Raw genomic sequence first — 16,609 nt, 5'->3', positions numbered from 1 at the left:
CGACGCCCCGGTGCTCATTCCGCGGCGATCGCCCGCAGCACGTCCAGACGGGCCGCTCGGCGCGCCGGACGCCGGCCCGCGAGGGCTCCGGCGGCGAGGCCCACCAGGGCGACCAGCGCCAGTTGCACGGGCGGCACCGCGAAGGCGAAGGCGCTGTCGGACGCGCCGTCGGACGCCCTGACCAGGACCCAGCCGAGGAAGGCGCCGAGGGCGAGTCCGCCCGCCGTGCCGAACGCGGCCACCAGGACCGACTCCCAGCGGACCATGGCCCGCAGCTGGGCGCGGGTCTGGCCGACGGCCCTGAGCAGTCCGAGTTCGCGGGTGCGCTCGTGGACCGCCAGCGTGAGGGTGTTGGCGATGCCGAGCAGCGCGATGAGGACCGCGAGGGCGAGCAGCGCGTAGACCAGCGTGAGCATCATGTCGATGCCGCCCGCCGAGGACTCCGCGTACTCCTCGCGGGTCTGCACCTCCGGATTGCCGTACGCGGCCGTGGCCTTCTCGACCGCCGCCCTGCCCTGGTCCTCACCGACGCCGCCCTCGAAGGTGACGGCGACGAGCGTGTCGGAGTCCTGGGCGCGGTGCGGGGCCCAGGCCTCGCGGGTGATGACGTAGTCGCCGGCGAGTTCGGACCGGTCGTACACCGCGCGGACGGTGAAGGTCTCCCGCTCGCCGTCGGTGAACGTCAGCCGCGTCGTGTCGCCGGTGGCGAGGCCCAGCCTGTCGGCCTCCTGCTCGGTGAGGGCGATGCCGTCGGCGCCGAGGCCGCTCAGCGAGCCCCGTATCTCGCCAAGGTCGAAGGCGCGTTGCAGCGCGACCGGGTCGGTGACGGTCAACGCCCGTCCCCTGCCGTCGACTTCGGCGACGCCCCGGCCCAGACCGACGGCGGTGTCCACCTCGGGCAGCCGCTGCACGGCGCCGGCCAGCCGGGGGCTCAGTCCGCTGCCGCCCGCGCCGAACGACGGCGCGCTGACGGCGACGTCGCCGGCGAAGGACCGGGACACCGTCTGGTCCATGGTGGCCTTCAGCGAGGCGCCGAACACGGTGAACAGCGACACCACGGCCACGCCGATCATCAGCGCGCCGGCCGTGGCCGCCGTCCGCTTCGGGCTGCGCAGCGCGTTGCGCCGGGCGAGGGACCCGGTGACGCCCCGCAGCCGCGGCAGCGGGCTGCCGAGGACCCGTACGGCGGTGCCGGACGCGACCGGGCCGAGGACCACGAAGGCGACCAGGGCCAGCACGGCGCCGCTGCCGGCCAGCCACACCGACGGCCGCGCCAGGACGCCGGTGAGCGTCACCGCGAGGGCGAGGGCGGCCAGGCACGCGCCGGTGACCGCACGCAGACGGGAGGCGCCGGAGGTGTCGACGGCCGTCTCGCGCAGCGCGGCGAGGGGTGCGGTGCGCCCGGCGCGTACGGCGGGCAGCAGGGCGGAGCCGAGGCAGACCAGGACGCCGACCGCGAGCGGCAGCGCCAGAGACAGCGCCTTGACGACCAGGCCGCCGTCCGGGAACGGGAAGCCGATCGCCGGGAACAGGGCCTGCAGTCCGGCGGCGATGCCGATGCCGCCCGCGAGGCCCGCGGCGGAGGCGGTCACGGCGACGGCGCTCGCCTCGGCCAGGGTGGCCGCGGTGACCTGGCGGCGCGAGGCGCCGAGCGCCCGCAGCAGGGCGTTCTCGCGGGTGCGCTGGGCGACCACGATCGCGAACGTGTTGTGGATGGAGAACGTCGCGACCAGCAGGGCGACGCCGGAGAACACCAGCAGGAAGGTGGTGAAGATGCCGAGGAACTGGCTGGAGATCATCTCGGTGTTCTCCTCGGCCGACTCCTCGCCGGTGATCGCCTCGACGCCCTCGGGCAGGCCGGCCGTGAGCCGGTCCACCAGTTCCGTCTGGGCGACGCCGGGCTCGGCGCGCACCAGGATGCCCGCCGCCTGGCCGGGCCCGGCGGTGAGGTACCGCTCGGCGTCGGACCGGGTCATGCCGGTGTAGGTCACCTGCGCCATGCCGTCCTCGCCGCTGAAGGTGGCCAGGCCGACGATCGTGACCCGCACCGGGTCAGGGGTGCGCAGCGTCGTCGTGTCGCCGATCTCCAGGCCGCCCCGCTCGGCCGTGCCGCGGTTGACGACGATCTCGCCGGACCTCTGCGGGGTGCGGCCCTCGGCGAGCCGGTACGGGTTGAGCTCCGGGTCGGCGATCCAGTTGCCGGCGACGGTGGGCGGCCCCTGGCCGCCGATCGGCTCGCCGTCGGACCCGACGAGCTGGCCGGCGCCCTGGATGTCGGGGACGGCGGCGGCGACGCCCGGGACCCGCTCGACGCGGTCGGCCAGCGCTGCGTCGACGGGCCGGCGCACCCCCTGGCTCTCCCCCGGTGTGGTGATGGCGTCGGCACTGCGCACCACGGCGTCGGTGCCGCTGCTGGCACCGGTGAACATGGAGTCGAAGCTCGCGCGCAGCGTGTCGCCCATGACGAGGGTGCCCGCCAGGAAGGCGACGCCGAGGAACACGGCGAGGAACGTGCCGGCGAAGCGTCGTCCGTGGGCGCGCAGGGAGGACGCGCTCAGGCGTACGGAGGCGTTCATGACGGCACCTCGAAGGCTTTGACGCGGTCCAGGACCTTGTCGGCGGTCGGGTCCGCCATACGGTCGACGAGGCGGCCGTCGGCGAGGAAGACGACCTCGTCGGCGTGGGCGGCGGCGACCGGGTCGTGGGTGACCATGACGACGGTGCGGCCGGTGGTGCGCACGGTGCGGCCGAGCAGTCCGAGCACCTCCTCGCCGGAGCGGGAGTCGAGGTTGCCGGTCGGTTCGTCGGCGAACACGACCTCGGGGCGGCTCGCGAACGCCCGTGCCACGGCGACGCGTTGCTGCTGCCCGCCGGACAGTTCGGCGGGCCGGTGGTGGAGCCGGCCGCGCAGTCCGACGACGTCGATCAGCGTGTCGATCCACTCCGGGTCGCCCGTGCCGCCCGCCAGGTCCAGCGGCAGGGTGATGTTCTCGGCGACGGTGAGCGTCGGCACCAGGTTGTACGCCTGGAACACGAAGCCGACGCGGTCGCGGCGCAGCAGGGTGAGCCGGCGGTCGTCGAGCCCGGCGAGTTCGGTGTCGCCGACGAAGGCGCTGCCCGAGGTGAGGGTGTCCAGGCCGGCCGCGCAGTGCATCAGCGTGGACTTGCCGGACCCCGAGGGGCCCATGATCGCCGTGAAGCGGCCGGCCGGGAAGGACACGGTCACGCCGTCCAGGGCGTGTACGGCGGTGTCGCCACCGCCGTACACCTTCACGGCGTCGACGACGCGGGCGGCGGTGCGGGGGGTCGTCGTGGTGGTCTGCGTGGAGGTCATGCCGCACCACCCTTGCGGCCGAACCGCTCCTCCAGAACGGACAGCCGGCGCCAGTACTCGTCCTCGTCGATCTCGCCGGAGGCGAAGCGGCGCCCGAGCACGGCCGACGGCGAGTTGTCCGCGCCGGCGGCGTGCCAGGGGCCGCGCCGGCCGCGCCACACGGTGCGGCGCAGCAGCACGATGCCGCCGCCGATGACGGCCGCCCAGAGCAGCGGCACGAGCAGGATCCACGGGCCGGGCCCGCCGTCGGTGAAGTGCGCCAGGGTCTGCATGGCCGGTCAACTCCTCGGAAGCGATGTCGTCGTTGTCGTCGCTTCCGAGCGTCGCTCCGCGAGGGGGTCCGGGTCGTCGTACGGCCAGCGGCACCGCGCGTACCCCGCGGGGAGTACGCGGGCCGGTCACCGCTGCTCCCGGGCCGCGCGGCGCGGGGCGTTTCGGACCGGGCTCGGGGCTGATGCCCGCGTGGCCGCGCTCCGGACCGCGTGCACGGGCGAGCCTGCCCCCGCCCTGGGCGGCGATCGGGCGCGGACGGCGCGCGAGAGCCGGGCTGCCTCCGAGGGAGTACGCGGCGGGCCGGGGACGCGGGGCCCCGGGGCGGGACCGGCCGCCCCGGGGCGGCGGTGGTGCGGGCGGTCAGGTCGCCGCCTGGTCGCTGTCGCGCAGGGCGCCCCAGCCGTGCCAGCGGTCGACCTCGATCCAGGCGCTGACGCGGGGGCGCTCCCGGTCCGGGTAGGCGCTGCCGGTGTAGTGCCGGGAGAGGCGGTCGATGTCCGCCAGGCCCACGTCGTCGTGCGTTTCGGTGACGCGGCCGATGAGGGTGACGTGCGTGTACCAGTCGTCCTTGTCCAGGACGGTCAGGGTCACCCGCGGGTCGCGCCGCAGGTGCTTCAGGCGCACCCGGCCGGCGTCGAGGTTGATCAGGGCGCGGCCGTCCTCCCACAGGTACCAGGTGGGCGTGGACACCGGTGAGCCGTCGGACCGCAGGGTGGCCATGACGCACGGGTTGGCGTGGCCCAGCATGGCGACGGCCTCGGGCGGGAGCGGGGGCTTGGACACGGGGTCTCCTCCGAAGTTCGCGGGTCGTGGGGGTGTCGGTGGTGAACGGGGCTCAGGCGGGGGGCTGTTCGTCGAAGCTGGCGAAGTACGCGGCGGCCATGTCCTCGTCGGCGTGGCCCTGGGCGGCGGCGCGTTCCAGGCGTTCGGCGCTCGCGGCGGCGACGTCGAGGCGGACGCCGTTGTCCGCACCGGCCCGGACGATCAGCCGGGCGTCCTTGACCGCCGTGCGCACGGCGAACTGGGGCGGGGAGAGCCGGTCTTCCAGGACGAGCGCGGACTTGGCGCGCAGGTAGCCCATGTCGAGCGGGCCGCCGTCGATGAGGTCGAAGAAGCTGTCGGGCGCCACGCCGAGCGCCTCGGCCAGGGCGAGCACCTCGCCGGTGGCGGCCGTGGCGGCGACGACCCAGCTGTTGGCGACCAGTTTCAGGCGGGTCGCGCTGCCCGCCGCGCCGTCCTCGCCGGTCCAGACGGTGCGGGCGCCGACCGCGTCGAAGACGGGCGCGACCGTCGCACGGTGTTCGGCCGGTCCGGCCGCGAGGACGGTGAGCTGTCCGGCCTCGGCCGGCTGCCGGGTGCCCAGTACCGGGGCGTCGTAGAAGACGAGTTCGTGGTCGGCGGCGAAACCGGCCAGCGTGGCGATGCCGTCGAGTCCCGCGGTGGTGGACTGCGCCCAGGCGGTGCCGTGGCGCAGGGCGGGGGCGGCCTCGCGCATCACCTCCAGGGCGGCGTGGCCGTCGTGCAGCATGGTCAGGACGACGTCGGCGTCCCGGACCGCCTCGGCGGGGGTGCCGGTGACGTGCGCGCCGTCGGCGGTGAGCGGTTCGGCCTTGGCCCGGGTGCGGTTCCAGACGCGGACGGTGTGCCCGGCGCGGGCGATGTTGCGGGCCATCGCGGCACCCATGATGCCGGTGCCCAGGACGCTCACGGTGAGCTTGTCGGTCATGACGTCGGCTTCCTGTTCTGTGCGGGCCTGCGGATTCTCGCGGTGCCTGTGATCAGCCTGCCCCATCGGGCCGCGATCCTCTCCGCGGCGGTGCGGCGGCTGCTCCGGGTGCGCGCCGCGCCCGCGCCCGGACCGCGACCGGCGTACGCCCGCTCTACGCCGAACGCGTCAGTGCGCCCAGCGGATCGTCAAGGACCGGCTGCCAGGCCAGTTCGGCCGCGCCCACGAGGCTGTTGTGGTCGAGCGTGCAGGCCAGGATGGGGACGCCGCCGCTGCGGCCCCACAGGCTGCGGTCGGCGACGACCGCGCGCAGCCGTTCCGGGTCGGCGTCGAGCAGGGTGCGGTGCAGGCCGCCGAGGATGATGCGGTCGGGGTTGAGGATGTTCACCAGGCCCGCGAGGCCGAGACCCAGACGGTCGATCAGCGTCTCGGTGGCGGTGCGGACGGCCGGGTCGTCGTAGTGGCCGCGGATCAGGTCCTGGGCCTGCTTGAGCAGCGACACCTCGGGGCCCGGCGCGCGTCCGGCCGCGGTCAGCAGGGCGAGCGGGTCCGCCTCCACGTCGAGGCAGCCGCGGCCGCCGCAGTGGCAGGGGCGGCCTCCCCCGGGGTTCACGGTGAGGTGGCCGACCTCCAGGGCCAGTCCCGAACTGCCGCTGTGCAGACGCCCGTCGAGGACGAGGGCGCCGCCGACGCCGCGGTGCCCGGTGGCCACGCACAGCAGGTCGCGGGAGCCGCGCCCGGCGCCGTGCCGGTGCTCGGCGAGCGCGGCGAGGTTGACGTCGTTGGCGGCGAAGGCGGGCCCGGCGATGCCGGCCGCGCGGACGCACTCGGCGAAGATCTCCCGCACGGGCGCGCCCGCGGGCCACGCCAGATGCAGGGGGTTCAGCGCGAGGCCTTCCGGTTCGGCGACCGCCGACGGCACGGCGAGTCCGGCGCCGACGCAGCGCCGGCCGGTCTCGCGCAGCAGTCGCGCGCCCGCCTCGACGACCGAGCCGAGCACCTTCGCCGGGTCGGCGTCGACGACCTCGCAGCCGGGCGCGGTCGCGACGATCCGGCCGCCGAGCCCGACGAGCGCCGCCCGGAAGCCGTCGGCGTGCACCTGCGCGGCCAGGGCGACGGGGCCTTCCTCGGCGACCGCGAGGCGGTGGGAGGGGCGGCCCTGCGAACCGGCCGCGGCGCCGGGCCGGGCGTCGACGCGGATCAGGCCGAGTGCCTCCAGTTCGGCGGCGACCGCGCCGGCCGTGGCCCGGGTCACGCCGAGTTCGGCGGTGAGTACCGCCCGGGTGGGCGCGCGGCCGGTGTGCACGAGCTCCAGCGCGGGCCCGAGCGCGCCGCGCCCCCGGTCCAGCCGCGTCCTCGACGTGGTCCCTTCCCCCGCCGCCCGGGGGTCCGCCTTGCCGCTCATGAGGGCGAGTCTGTCATGATCCGCCCCTACGGTGACCGGCGCCGTGACCTAGGGTCCGGCGTCCGGGAAGCCGCTCACCCGTAGGGTGATGTTCAGGCGTCCGGTGAGGTCCAGCCGCGGCGGGGCCGTGCCCGGGTGCACCCGGGGGACGCCGTGGTGGGCGAGTCGGGAGGGGCCGCCGAAGACGAACAGGTCGCCGCTGCGCAGTGTGACGTCCCTGTAGGGGCGGCCGCGTGTCCCGGTGTTGCCGAAGCGGAAGACGCAGGTGTCGCCGAGGCTCAGCGACACGACCGGCGCGTCGGACTTCTCGTCGCTGTCGCGGTGCATGCCCATGCGGGCGCCGGCGTCGTAGAAGTTGATCAGGGCGATGTCGTACGCGGCGTCCTGGGCCGCGCCGGGGCCGAGCGCGTCGGTCACGGCGCGGCGGCCCAGCTCGCCGAGCCATGCGGGGAACGGTTTGACCGGGGCGCCGTCGCCGTCGACGACGGTGCGCGCGTAGCCGTACGGGTACCAGTGCCGTCCCAGGCAGACCTGCCGTGCGGTCATGGTGCCGCCGCCGGGGGTGCGTACCGTGCGCAGTCCGGCGGGCGGGCGGGCCCAGTCGCGGCAGGCGGCGAGCAGGTCGCGCTGCTGTGCCGGGTCCAGCCAGTCGGGGACGTGCACCGCGCCGGGCGCCACCTGGGTGCGGGGCCTGGGGAACAGCTCGGCGTCCATGCCCCCATCCTGCCGGACGCGGTCCGAAATGCGGCTCGGTTAGCCTGGGCGCGATGAACGACCGTATGACGACGCCGTGGGGCGAGCTGGCGCTGACCCGCTTCCCCGAGGACCCGCGCGAGCAGCTGCGTGCCTGGGACGCCTCCGACGAGTACCTCCTCGGGCACCTCGCCGGGCAGGACGTTCCGCTGACCGGGACGGTCGTGGTGGTCGGCGACCGCTGGGGCGCCCTGGTGACCGCGCTGGCGGAGCACGAGCCGGTGCAGATCACCGACTCGTTCCTGGCGCAGGAGGCGACCCGCGTCAACCTCGCGCGGGCCGGTGTCGCACCGGGCACGGTCCGGCTGCTGATCACGCAGGACCCGCCGCCCGGCCGGATCGACGTCCTGCTGGTGCGGGTGCCGAAGAGTCTGGCGCTGCTGGAGGACCAGCTGCTGCGGCTCGCGCCGGCGGTGCACGAGGGCACGGTCGTGGTCGGCACGGGCATGGTGAAGGAGATCCACACCTCGACGCTGCGGCTGTTCGAGCGGATCCTCGGCCCGACCCGGACCTCGCTCGCCGAGAAGAAGGCCCGGCTGATCTTCTGCACGCCGGACCCCGCGCTGGAGCCGCCCGCCAGTCCGTGGCCGTACCGCTACACGCTGCCCGACGGTGTGGGCGCGGTGTCGGGGCGCACGGTCGTCAACCACGCCGGGGTGTTCTGCGCCGACCGGCTGGACATCGGCACGCGGTTCTTCCTGGGGCATCTGCCGCAGGTGCGCGGCGGTCGACGCGTGGTGGATCTGGGCTGCGGCAACGGCGTGGTGGGTACGGCGGTGGCGCTGGCCGATCCCGAGGCCGAGGTGCTGTTCGTGGACGAGTCGTTCCAGGCGGTGGCGTCGGCGGAGGAGACGTACCGGGCCAACGGTGTGCCGGGGCATGCGGAGTTCCGGGTCGGGGACGGCCTGGCGGGGGTGCCGTCCGGCAGTGTCGACGTGGTGCTGAACAACCCGCCGTTCCACTCGCACCAGGCGACGACCGACGCCACGGCCTGGCGGATGTTCACCGGCGCGCGGCGCGTGCTGCGGCCCGGCGGGGAGCTGTGGGTGGTCGGCAACCGGCACCTGGGCTACCACGTGAAGCTGCGGCGCCTGTTCGGCAACAGCCAACTGGTGGCCGGTGACCGGAAGTTCGTGGTGCTGAAGGCCGTCAAACGGTAGCGGGGCGGGCGGGCCGGCCGAGGACGCCGACGAGGTTGGCGACCGTCCGTGCCATGGCCTCCCTGCCGACGGTCAGGTAGGCGCGCGAGTCGACGGCTTCGGGGTGCGCGGCGAGGAACTCCCGGATCGCGCCGGTCATGGCGATGTTGAGCGCGGTGCCGATGTTGACCTTGGCGATGCCGCCGGCGACGGCCGCGGCCAGTTCGCCGTCCGGGACGCCCGAGGAGCCGTGCAGTACGAGCGGCACGTCGAGGGCGCCGGCCAGGCGGCCGAGCAGGGCGTGGTCGAGGGTGGCGGTGCGGCTGGTCATGGCGTGGGAGCTGCCGACGGCGACGGCCAGGGCGTCCACGCCGGAATCGGCGACGAAGGCGCGGGCCTCGGCGGGGTCGGTGCGCGCGCCGGGGGTGTGCGGGTCGGGCGGCGGCTCGCCGTTCTTGCCGCGGATCTCCCCCAACTCGGCCTCGATCCACAGGCTTTGGGTATGTGCCCAGTCGGCGGCGGCCCGCGTCGCGGCGAGGTTCTGCTCGTACGGCAGCCCGGACGCGTCGTACATCACGGAGCTGAATCCGGCGTCCGCCGCCTGACGCAGCAGGGCGTCGCTCTTGACGTGGTCGAGGTGCAGGGCGACGGGCACGGCGGCCTGTTCGGCGGCGGCGACGGCGGCGCGGGCCAGCGGCAGGAGCCTGCCGTGCCGGAACTGCACCGCGTTCTCGCTGACTTGGAGGACGACGGGCGCGGACACCGACTCGGCGCCGGCGAGGACGGCCTCGACGTGTTCCAGCGTGATGATGTTGAACGCGGCGACGGCCGATCCGGCGGCTGCGGCGCGGGTGACGAGGTCACCGGTGGTGGCGAGGGGCACGGCGGGTCCTTCCCGGGGCTGCCGGACGTCAGGGGGCGAGGATCACCGAGCGGGTGAGGTGACGGGGCCGGTCCGGGTCGAGGCCGCGGGCGGCGGCGACGGCCACGGCGAGCCGCTGGACGCGGACGAGTTCGGCGAGCGGGTCGAGGCCGCCGGCGATCCAGCGTCCGCCGGTGGCGCGGACCTGTTCGGCGAGCCCTTCGGGGGCGGTGCCGAGCATCCAGGTGGCGGTGCCGCGGGTGGTGACGCTGATGGGGCCGTGCCGGTACTCCATCGCCGGGTAGGCCTCGGTCCAGGCGAGCGCGGCCTCGCGCATCTTCAGCCCGGCCTCGTTGGCGAGGCCGACCGTCCAGCCGCGTCCCAGGAACGTGAACTGCGTACAGCCGACCAGCCCTTCGGGAAGGGGTTCGGCGAGCGCGGTGCGGGCGTCGGTGACGGCCGCGGCGGGGTGCAGGCCGAGGTGGGCGCGCAGCAGGGTGAGGGCGGTGGTCGCGAACCGGGTCTGCACGACGGACCGTTCGTCCGCGTAGTCGAGGACGACGACGTCGTCCGCCGCCGTCATGACCGGGGTGTCCGGGTCGGCGGTGAGCGCGGTCGTGCGGGTGCGGCCCCTGACGCGGTCCAGCAGGTCGAGGACCTCGGTGGTGGTGCCGGAGCGGGTGAGGGCGACGATCCGGTCGTAGGCGCGGCCGTGCGGGAACTCGGAGGCGGCGAAGGCGTCCGTCTCGCCCTGCCCCGCGTTCTCGCGCAGCGCGGCGGCGGCCTGGGCCATGAAGTACGAGGTGCCGCATCCGACGATCGCGACCCGCTCCCCCGGCCGCGGCAGCGCCCGCGCGTGGTCGGCCGCCTCCGACGCGGCGCGGAGCCAGCACTCGGGCTGGCCGGTCAGCTCGTCCTCGACATGCGTCATGCCGCACACCCTCCCCGGTTCTGATTGTTCTTGCAAGATAGCGCGAGCTTTCGAGCACAATCAAGCATGTGTCGGTGATCGGGTGCGCTAGGGTCGCCGGCAGGCAAGGTGACGGCCCGGGACGGAGGCTGCGGATGTCGCGCGACGCCCGCTGGAAGACGCTGCTGGAACTGCTCGTGGAGCGCGGCCGGCTCGACGTCGAGGAGGCGGCCACCGAGCTGGAGGTGTCGGCCGCGACGATCCGGCGCGACTTCGACCAGCTCGCCGAACAGCAGATGCTGGTGCGCACCCGGGGCGGCGCGGTGGTGCACGGGGTGTCGTACGAGCTGCCGTTGCGCTACAAGACGGCCCGGCGCGCCTCGGAGAAGCAGCGGATCGCGGCGGCGGTGGCGGAGCTGGTGGCGCCGGGCGAGGCGGTCGGGCTAACCGGCGGGACGACCACCACGGAGGTGGCGCGGGCCCTCGCGGTGCGCGGCGACCTGGCGTCCGGGTCCCCGGCCCTGACCGTCGTGACGAACGCGCTGAACATCGCCAACGAGCTGGCCGTGCGCCCGCAGTTCAAGATCGTGGTGACCGGCGGGGTCGCGCGGGCGCAGTCGTACGAGCTGATCGGGCCGCTCGCGGACGGGGTGCTGAGCCAGATCACGATCGACGTGGCCGTGCTCGGCGTGGTCGCGTTCGACGTGACGCACGGCGCGGCGGCCCACGACGACGCGGAGGCGGCGATCAACCGGCTGCTGTGCGAGCGCGCCGAGCGCGTGGTGGTGGCCGCCGACTCCAGCAAGCTGGGCCGGCGCGCGTTCGCCCGGATCTGTGCGGCCGAGTCGGTGGACACGCTGGTCACGGACAGCGCGGCCGACGCGGACACGGTGCGCCGGTTCGAGGAGGCGGGCCTGACCGTGCTCACGGTCTGACGGCCCGGCCCGGCGCGCCCGAGCTGGAAGGCCAGGTGCGTGCCCCGGGCCCGAGGAGGGTGTCACGGGCGGCCCGAGCGGGCGTCCCGGCCCGGAACGGTTGGGTCGCCGCCCGTGAGGCGCCGCCCGCGCCGCCCGTCGCGCGGTCAGTGTCCGTGACCGTCCGACGCGTGCGGCTCGGCCGGTTCGCCGCTCTCCCCGGTGCGGGCGGGTGCCGCTTCGCCCGCCCGCACGGTGAAGGCCGCCGTGTGGACCCTGCCCTCGTGCCGGAAGTCCAGGAAGAGGCGGTAGCTGCCGGCGCTGGGTGCCGTCGCCGTGAAGGAGATCTCCGGGCCCGGCTTCGTCTTCCCGTCCCCGGGTTCGCCGTTCGGGTGGACGTGGAGGTAGGCGAGGTCCCCGGAGCGCAGGGCGACCAGGTGGCCGTAGGCGCCGAGGTAGGGCTGGAGGTCGGTGACGGGCCTGCCGTCGCGGGACACCTTCAGGCGGACCTCGCTCGCGGTGCCCGGACGCAGGGTGCCGGACAGTGCGACCTCGTACCCGGCGACGCGGGCGGTGCGGTTCGGCGCCGGCAGGTCCTTCGGGGTGTACGGGCCCGCGGCGGCGAGGTCCGCGCCGAGGGTGAGGTTCCCGGCGTTCTCCCGGGCCGGGGTGAAGTCGGCGAAGAGGCGGTAGCCGCCCGCGCGGGGCAGGTCGACGGGGATGCTCCAGGTGCCGTCGGCCGCCCGGTCCGGGTGCAGGTGCCGGTAGGTGCCCAGGTCCCGCGAGGCCACGATGAGGTGGAGCTCCTTGCCGTGTTCGCGGCGGTAGGCGGTGACCGCGCGACCGCTGCCGTCGCGGACGGTGAACCGCAGATCGGCACGCTCGCCGGCGGTGACTCGCGGGGTCTGCAGGTCGAGGGCGTAGCCGTTCTCGGAGATCTGCAGCCCGCCGGCCGGTGGCGTCTCGTGGCCGCCGTGCCCTCCCCCTCCCTCCGGTTCACCGGTGGGCGCGCCGTGGGCGTCCTCGTGGGGTGCGGGCGCGGTGTCGGCGACGACGGGGTCGACGCCCTTGCCCACGCCGTAGGCGGTGCCGAACGTCGCGGCGAGCGCGGCGGCGAAGGCGGTGATCCTCAGTCCGGTGTTCATGGTGTCTCCTCGGGAACCGGGCCACGGCTTCGGCGGTGACCCAACGCAGCTCACAATACCCCTAGGGGGTATGAAGTCAAGCGCCTCCCACGCTTGCTTCTGATACGGGGAGGGGGTATATCTGGATCTCGCACCGAGGATACCCCCACCCCGTATCGACGCAGTGACCTTCCTGAGGGAGCAGCCATGACCATCACCCCGACCGGGACCGCGGCCGAGGTCGAGCTCGCCATCGGCGGCATGACCTGCGCCTCGTGCGCGGCCCGGATCGAGAAGAAGCTCAACCGCATGGACGGGGTCACGGCGACGGTCAACTACGCCACCGAGAAGGCCAAGGTCAGCTACGGCGGCGACGTCTCCGTGCAGGACCTGATCGCGACCGTCGAGAAGACCGGCTACACGGCGCGGGAGCCGGCGCCGCCCCGGGACCGGCCCGACGACGGGGACGGCGACGCCGAGGCCCACGACGAGCTGCGCCCGCTGCGGCAGCGGCTGATCACGGCGGTGCTGCTGGCCGTGCCGGTCGTCGCGATGGCCATGGTCCCGGCGCTGCAGTTCGAGTACTGGCAGTGGCTGTCCCTGACGCTGGCGGCGCCCGTCGTGACGTATGCCGCCTGGCCCTTCCACCGGGCGGCGGTCACCAACGCCCGGCACGGTGCGGCCACCATGGACACGCTGATCTCGGTGGGCACGTCGGCGGCGTTCGGCTGGTCGCTGTGGGCGCTGTTCCTCGGGTCTGCGGGCACGCCGGGCATGACGCACCCCTTCGAGCTGACCATCGCCCGCGGGGACGGCTCAGGGAACATCTACCTGGAGGCCGCGGCCGGCGTGACGGCGTTCATCCTCGCCGGGCGGTACTTCGAGGCCCGCTCCAAGCGCAGGGCGGGCGCCGCGCTCCGGGCCCTGCTGGAGCTGGGCGCCAAGGACGTCACGGTGCTGCGCGCCGACGGGCGTGAAGAGACGGTTCCCACCGCCGAGTTGAAGGCCGGGGACCGCTTCCTGGTCCGCCCCGGCGAGAAGATCGCCACCGACGGCACGGTCGTCGAGGGATCGTCCGCCGTGGACGCCTCGATGCTGACCGGCGAGTCCGTGCCCGTGGAGGTCGCGGCGGGCGACGCGGTCACCGGTGCCACCGTCAACGTCGGCGGCCGGTTGGTCGTGGAGGCCACCCGGGTCGGCGCCGACACCCAACTGGCCCGCATGGCGCGGCTGGTGGAGGACGCGCAGAACGGCAAGGCCGCGGCGCAGCGGCTCGCTGACCGCGTCTCGGCCGTGTTCGTGCCGATCGTGATCGCCCTCGCGCTGGGCACCCTGGGCTTCTGGCTGGGCAACGGCGCCGGACCGGCCGCCGCCTTCACCGCCGCGGTCGCCGTCCTCATCATCGCCTGCCCCTGCGCCCTGGGCCTGGCCACGCCGACCGCGCTGATGGTCGGCACCGGGCGCGGCGCCCAGCTCGGCATCCTCATCAAAGGCCCCGAGGTCCTGGAGTCCACGCGCCGCGTCGACACCGTCGTCCTCGACAAGACCGGCACCGTCACCACCGGCCGCATGACCCTGCTGGCCGTGCACCCGGGCGCCGGCACCGACGAGGCCGAAGTGCTGCGCCTTGCCGGCGCGTTGGAGCACTCCTCGGAACACCCCGTCGCCCGTGCGGTCGCCGACGGGGCGCTGGAGAAGCTGGGTTCGCTCCCCTCCCCGGAGGACTTCGCGAACGTGCCGGGGCTCGGTGTGCAGGGCGTCGTCGAGGGGCACGCGGTGCTCGTCGGCCGGGAGCGGCTGCTCGGCGAGTGGGCGATGGAGCTGCCCGAGGAGCTGAAGCGGGCCCGCGCGCAGGCGGAGGCCGCCGGGCGTACGGCCGTCGCGGTCGCCTGGGACGGTGCGGCGCGTGCCGTCCTGGAGGTGGCCGACGCGGTGAAGGACACCAGCGCGGAAGCGATCACCCGGCTGCGTTCGCTCGGTCTGACGCCGATCCTGCTGACCGGCGACAACCGGGCGGTGGCCGGGTCCGTCGCCCGTGAGGTGGGCATCGCGCCGGAGCACGTCATCGCCGAGGTGCTGCCGCAGGACAAGGTCGACGTCGTCAAGCGGCTGCAGGGCGAGGGACGTTCGGTCGCGATGGTCGGTGACGGCGTCAACGACGCGGCGGCGCTCGCCCAGGCCGACCTGGGGCTCGCCATGGGCACCGGGACGGACGCGGCGATCGAGGCGGGCGACCTGACGCTGGTGCGCGGTGACCTGCGGGCCGCGGCGGACGCCATCCGGCTGTCCCGCCGCACGCTGGGCACCATCCGCTCCAACCTGTTCTGGGCGTTCGCCTACAACGTGGCCGCGCTGCCGCTCGCGGCGGCCGGGCTGCTCAACCCGATGATCGCGGGCGCGGCGATGGCCTTCTCCTCGGTCTTCGTCGTCGGCAACTCCCTGCGGCTGCGGTCCTTCCGGGCCGAGGCCTGACACACCCCTGGGACAATGCTGAGGCAACGCTGAGGCAACGCTGAGACAAAGCGGACTCCGCCCGTCGACCACTCACCGGTCGGCGGGCGGCCTCACGCCGACCGGCGGCGGCGCAGTGCGGCACTGCGCGGGGGCGGGGGCCTCGCACCGCCGTCCCCGCCGGACGGCCGCCTCCCCCGACGCCACCCCCCTCGCCCACGCCTCGTCGCCCGCCTCGCCCACGCCCCGTCGCCCATACGCCCACGCCCCGTCGCCCATACGCCCACGCCCCGTCGCCCGTACGGCCGTGCCGGGGCGCCGTCGGTCCGCGGACCGGCCGGGCTGGTGCGGGACGGGGTCACGCCGCACGACGGGACCTCGACCACCATGCGGCACCACGGGCCACAACGGAACCCTGATCACCTGCGGCACCGCGACCGCGCGGCACCGCGACCGCGCGCGGCGGCGGGCGAGGCGCGAGGCGCTCCGGCGCGCGGGCTGAGTTCCCCCGGCGTTCACGACACCCTCACCTCCGGGCCGTTGCGCACGCCCGCGCTGCCATTAGCGTCTGCGGGGCCCCGACCGACCCGAGTGAGGTTGCGATGCCCTCCAGACGACTGCTCACCTGTGCCCTGGCCGCCCTGTTCGCCGTCCCCGCGACCGCGCACGCGGCACCGCCCGGTGGCCCGCACGTACCGCCGCAGAAGACCCACTTCGACCTCCAGGCGCACCGCGGCGGTCTCGGCCTGACGACGGAGAGCTCCCTGGAGGGCTTCGCCAAGGCGCTGCGGCTCGGCGTGTCCACCCTGGAACTGGACACCCAGGTCACCAAGGACGAGAAGGTCGTCGTCACGCACGACCGGCAGGTCAGCCCGCAGAAGTGCCGGGACACGGCACCGGTCGTGGCGGGCGACCCGATGTACCCGTATGTCGGCAAGTACATCAAGGACCTGACGCTGGCGCAGATCCGCACCATGGACTGCGGGTTCCAGCAGTTGGCGGGCCACCCCGGGCAGGAGGTCGTCCGGGGCCACCGCATGATCGAGCTCAAGGACGTCCTGGGCCTCGTCAGGAGCCACAGGGCCAAGCAGGTCACCCTCAACGTCGAGACGAAGGTCGAGGCGGGCGCCCCCGAACAGACCGCGCCGCGCGAGTTGTTCGTGCGCCGGGTGTACGAGGAGATCCGCGCCTCGGGCATCGAGGACCAGGTCACCGTGCAGTCCTTCGACTGGGGCGCGCTGAAGGCGATGCACCGGCTCGCCCCCGGGTGGCCGCTGGTGGCGCTCACCAACTACGACTTCCTCCAGGTCGGCAAGCCCGGCGCGTCCCCCTGGCTGGGCGGGATCGACGTCGACGACCACGACGGCGACTTCGTGAAGGCCGCCGCGGCCGTCCCCGGCGTGACGGCGCTCTCGCCCAACTACGGCTTCCCGCAGAGCGGCAAGGTCGGCGACCCCGGCTTCCGCTTCTACCCCGACCGGGCGATGGTCGACGCCGCGCACGCGAGGGGCCTGAAGGTCGTGCCGTGGACGTGCAACGACCCGGCGACCATGGAGGCGCTGATCGACCTCGGGGTGGACGGCATCATCACGGACTACCCGGACCGGCTCCGCACCGTCATGGCCGAACGCGGCATGCGCCTGCCGAAGGCCTACGGCCCGCGCTGAGCCGCGGGTCGCGGGGCCCGTCCCCGGGTGCCACTGCCCCGGCCGCCGGCG

14 protein-coding genes are annotated in these 16,609 nt (G+C 74.8%); 4 read left to right on the top strand and 10 right to left on the bottom strand.

What is annotated here, in order from left to right:
- Positions 1 to 14: 14 nt before the first annotated feature.
- The 7 genes from QC282_RS17465 to QC282_RS17435 all read right to left on the bottom strand — a co-directional run bounded on the left by QC282_RS17465 (position 15) and on the right by QC282_RS17435 (position 7,452).
- Positions 15 to 2,576 (bottom strand): ABC transporter permease, encoded by a 2,562-nt coding sequence (locus tag QC282_RS17465; RefSeq protein ID WP_279550370.1) that lies wholly within the window; start codon positions 2,574 to 2,576, stop codon positions 15 to 17.
- Positions 2,573 to 3,334 (bottom strand): ABC transporter ATP-binding protein, encoded by a 762-nt coding sequence (locus tag QC282_RS17460; protein WP_279550369.1) that lies wholly within the window; start codon positions 3,332 to 3,334, stop codon positions 2,573 to 2,575. The genes QC282_RS17465 and QC282_RS17460 overlap by 4 nt, the downstream gene beginning before the upstream one ends.
- Entirely contained in the window at positions 3,331 to 3,606 is a 276-nt protein-coding gene (locus QC282_RS17455; protein ID WP_279550368.1) for an SHOCT domain-containing protein, read from the bottom strand. The genes QC282_RS17460 and QC282_RS17455 overlap by 4 nt, the downstream gene beginning before the upstream one ends.
- Before the next feature lie 361 nt (positions 3,607 to 3,967).
- A complete protein-coding gene (locus QC282_RS17450) occupies positions 3,968 to 4,390 on the bottom strand; it encodes a PPOX class F420-dependent oxidoreductase (protein WP_279550367.1) in 423 nt (140 codons plus the stop codon).
- 52 nt (positions 4,391 to 4,442) lie between these two features.
- Positions 4,443 to 5,399 (bottom strand): NAD(P)-dependent oxidoreductase, encoded by a 957-nt coding sequence (locus QC282_RS17445; protein WP_336621074.1) that lies wholly within the window; start codon positions 5,397 to 5,399, stop codon positions 4,443 to 4,445.
- A gap of 88 nt (positions 5,400 to 5,487) precedes the next feature.
- Positions 5,488 to 6,738: an ROK family protein gene (locus tag QC282_RS17440; RefSeq protein WP_279550365.1), complete on the bottom strand. Its 1,251-nt coding sequence runs from the start codon at positions 6,736 to 6,738 to the stop codon at positions 5,488 to 5,490.
- Between the two features lie 48 nt (positions 6,739 to 6,786).
- Positions 6,787 to 7,452, bottom strand: a complete 666-nt coding sequence (locus QC282_RS17435) for an alpha-ketoglutarate-dependent dioxygenase AlkB (RefSeq protein ID WP_279550364.1) — start codon at positions 7,450 to 7,452, stop codon at positions 6,787 to 6,789.
- Positions 7,453 to 7,505: 53 nt separating this feature from the next.
- Here QC282_RS17435 and QC282_RS17430 point away from each other — a divergent pair, with 53 nt between their 5' ends.
- A complete protein-coding gene (locus QC282_RS17430) occupies positions 7,506 to 8,651 on the top strand; it encodes a methyltransferase (RefSeq protein ID WP_279550363.1) in 1,146 nt (381 codons plus the stop codon).
- Here QC282_RS17430 and QC282_RS17425 read toward each other — a convergent pair.
- Both QC282_RS17425 and QC282_RS17420 read right to left on the bottom strand, forming a co-directional pair.
- Positions 8,641 to 9,513, bottom strand: coding sequence for a ketose-bisphosphate aldolase (locus tag QC282_RS17425; protein ID WP_279550362.1), 873 nt, complete (start codon positions 9,511 to 9,513; stop codon positions 8,641 to 8,643). The two genes, QC282_RS17430 and QC282_RS17425, sit on opposite strands and share 11 nt — an antisense overlap.
- Before the next feature lie 28 nt (positions 9,514 to 9,541).
- On the bottom strand, positions 9,542 to 10,423 hold the full coding sequence (locus tag QC282_RS17420; protein ID WP_279550361.1) for an SIS domain-containing protein: 882 nt from the start codon (positions 10,421 to 10,423) through the stop codon (positions 9,542 to 9,544).
- Positions 10,424 to 10,557: 134 nt separating this feature from the next.
- Between QC282_RS17420 and QC282_RS17415 the strand changes: the two genes are divergently transcribed.
- Positions 10,558 to 11,337, top strand: a complete 780-nt coding sequence (locus QC282_RS17415) for a DeoR/GlpR family DNA-binding transcription regulator (protein ID WP_279550360.1) — start codon at positions 10,558 to 10,560, stop codon at positions 11,335 to 11,337.
- Positions 11,338 to 11,483: 146 nt separating this feature from the next.
- Here the strand turns inward: QC282_RS17415 and QC282_RS17410 are convergent, their stop codons facing one another.
- The gene (locus tag QC282_RS17410) at positions 11,484 to 12,461 is read right to left on the bottom strand and encodes a hypothetical protein (protein ID WP_279550358.1); all 978 of its coding nucleotides are present in this window, start codon (positions 12,459 to 12,461) and stop codon (positions 11,484 to 11,486) included.
- 186 nt (positions 12,462 to 12,647) lie between these two features.
- On the opposite strand from QC282_RS17410, the gene QC282_RS17405 reads away from it, so the two are divergent.
- Together QC282_RS17405 and QC282_RS17400 are read left to right on the top strand one after the other, a co-directional pair.
- Complete coding sequence (locus tag QC282_RS17405) at positions 12,648 to 14,912, top strand: heavy metal translocating P-type ATPase (RefSeq protein WP_279550357.1); 2,265 nt, start codon at positions 12,648 to 12,650, stop codon at positions 14,910 to 14,912.
- Between the two features lie 581 nt (positions 14,913 to 15,493).
- Positions 15,494 to 16,558, top strand: coding sequence for a glycerophosphodiester phosphodiesterase family protein (locus QC282_RS17400; protein ID WP_279550356.1), 1,065 nt, complete (start codon positions 15,494 to 15,496; stop codon positions 16,556 to 16,558).
- Positions 16,559 to 16,609 lie beyond the last annotated feature (51 nt).

The sequence above is a fragment of the Streptomyces sp. DH24 genome (assembly GCF_029813775.1).
Taxonomy (GTDB): Bacteria; Actinomycetota; Actinomycetes; order Streptomycetales; family Streptomycetaceae; genus Streptomyces.
The sequence above is the reverse complement of the archived record's forward strand: the minus strand, read 5'-3'. Positions and strand labels throughout refer to the sequence as shown.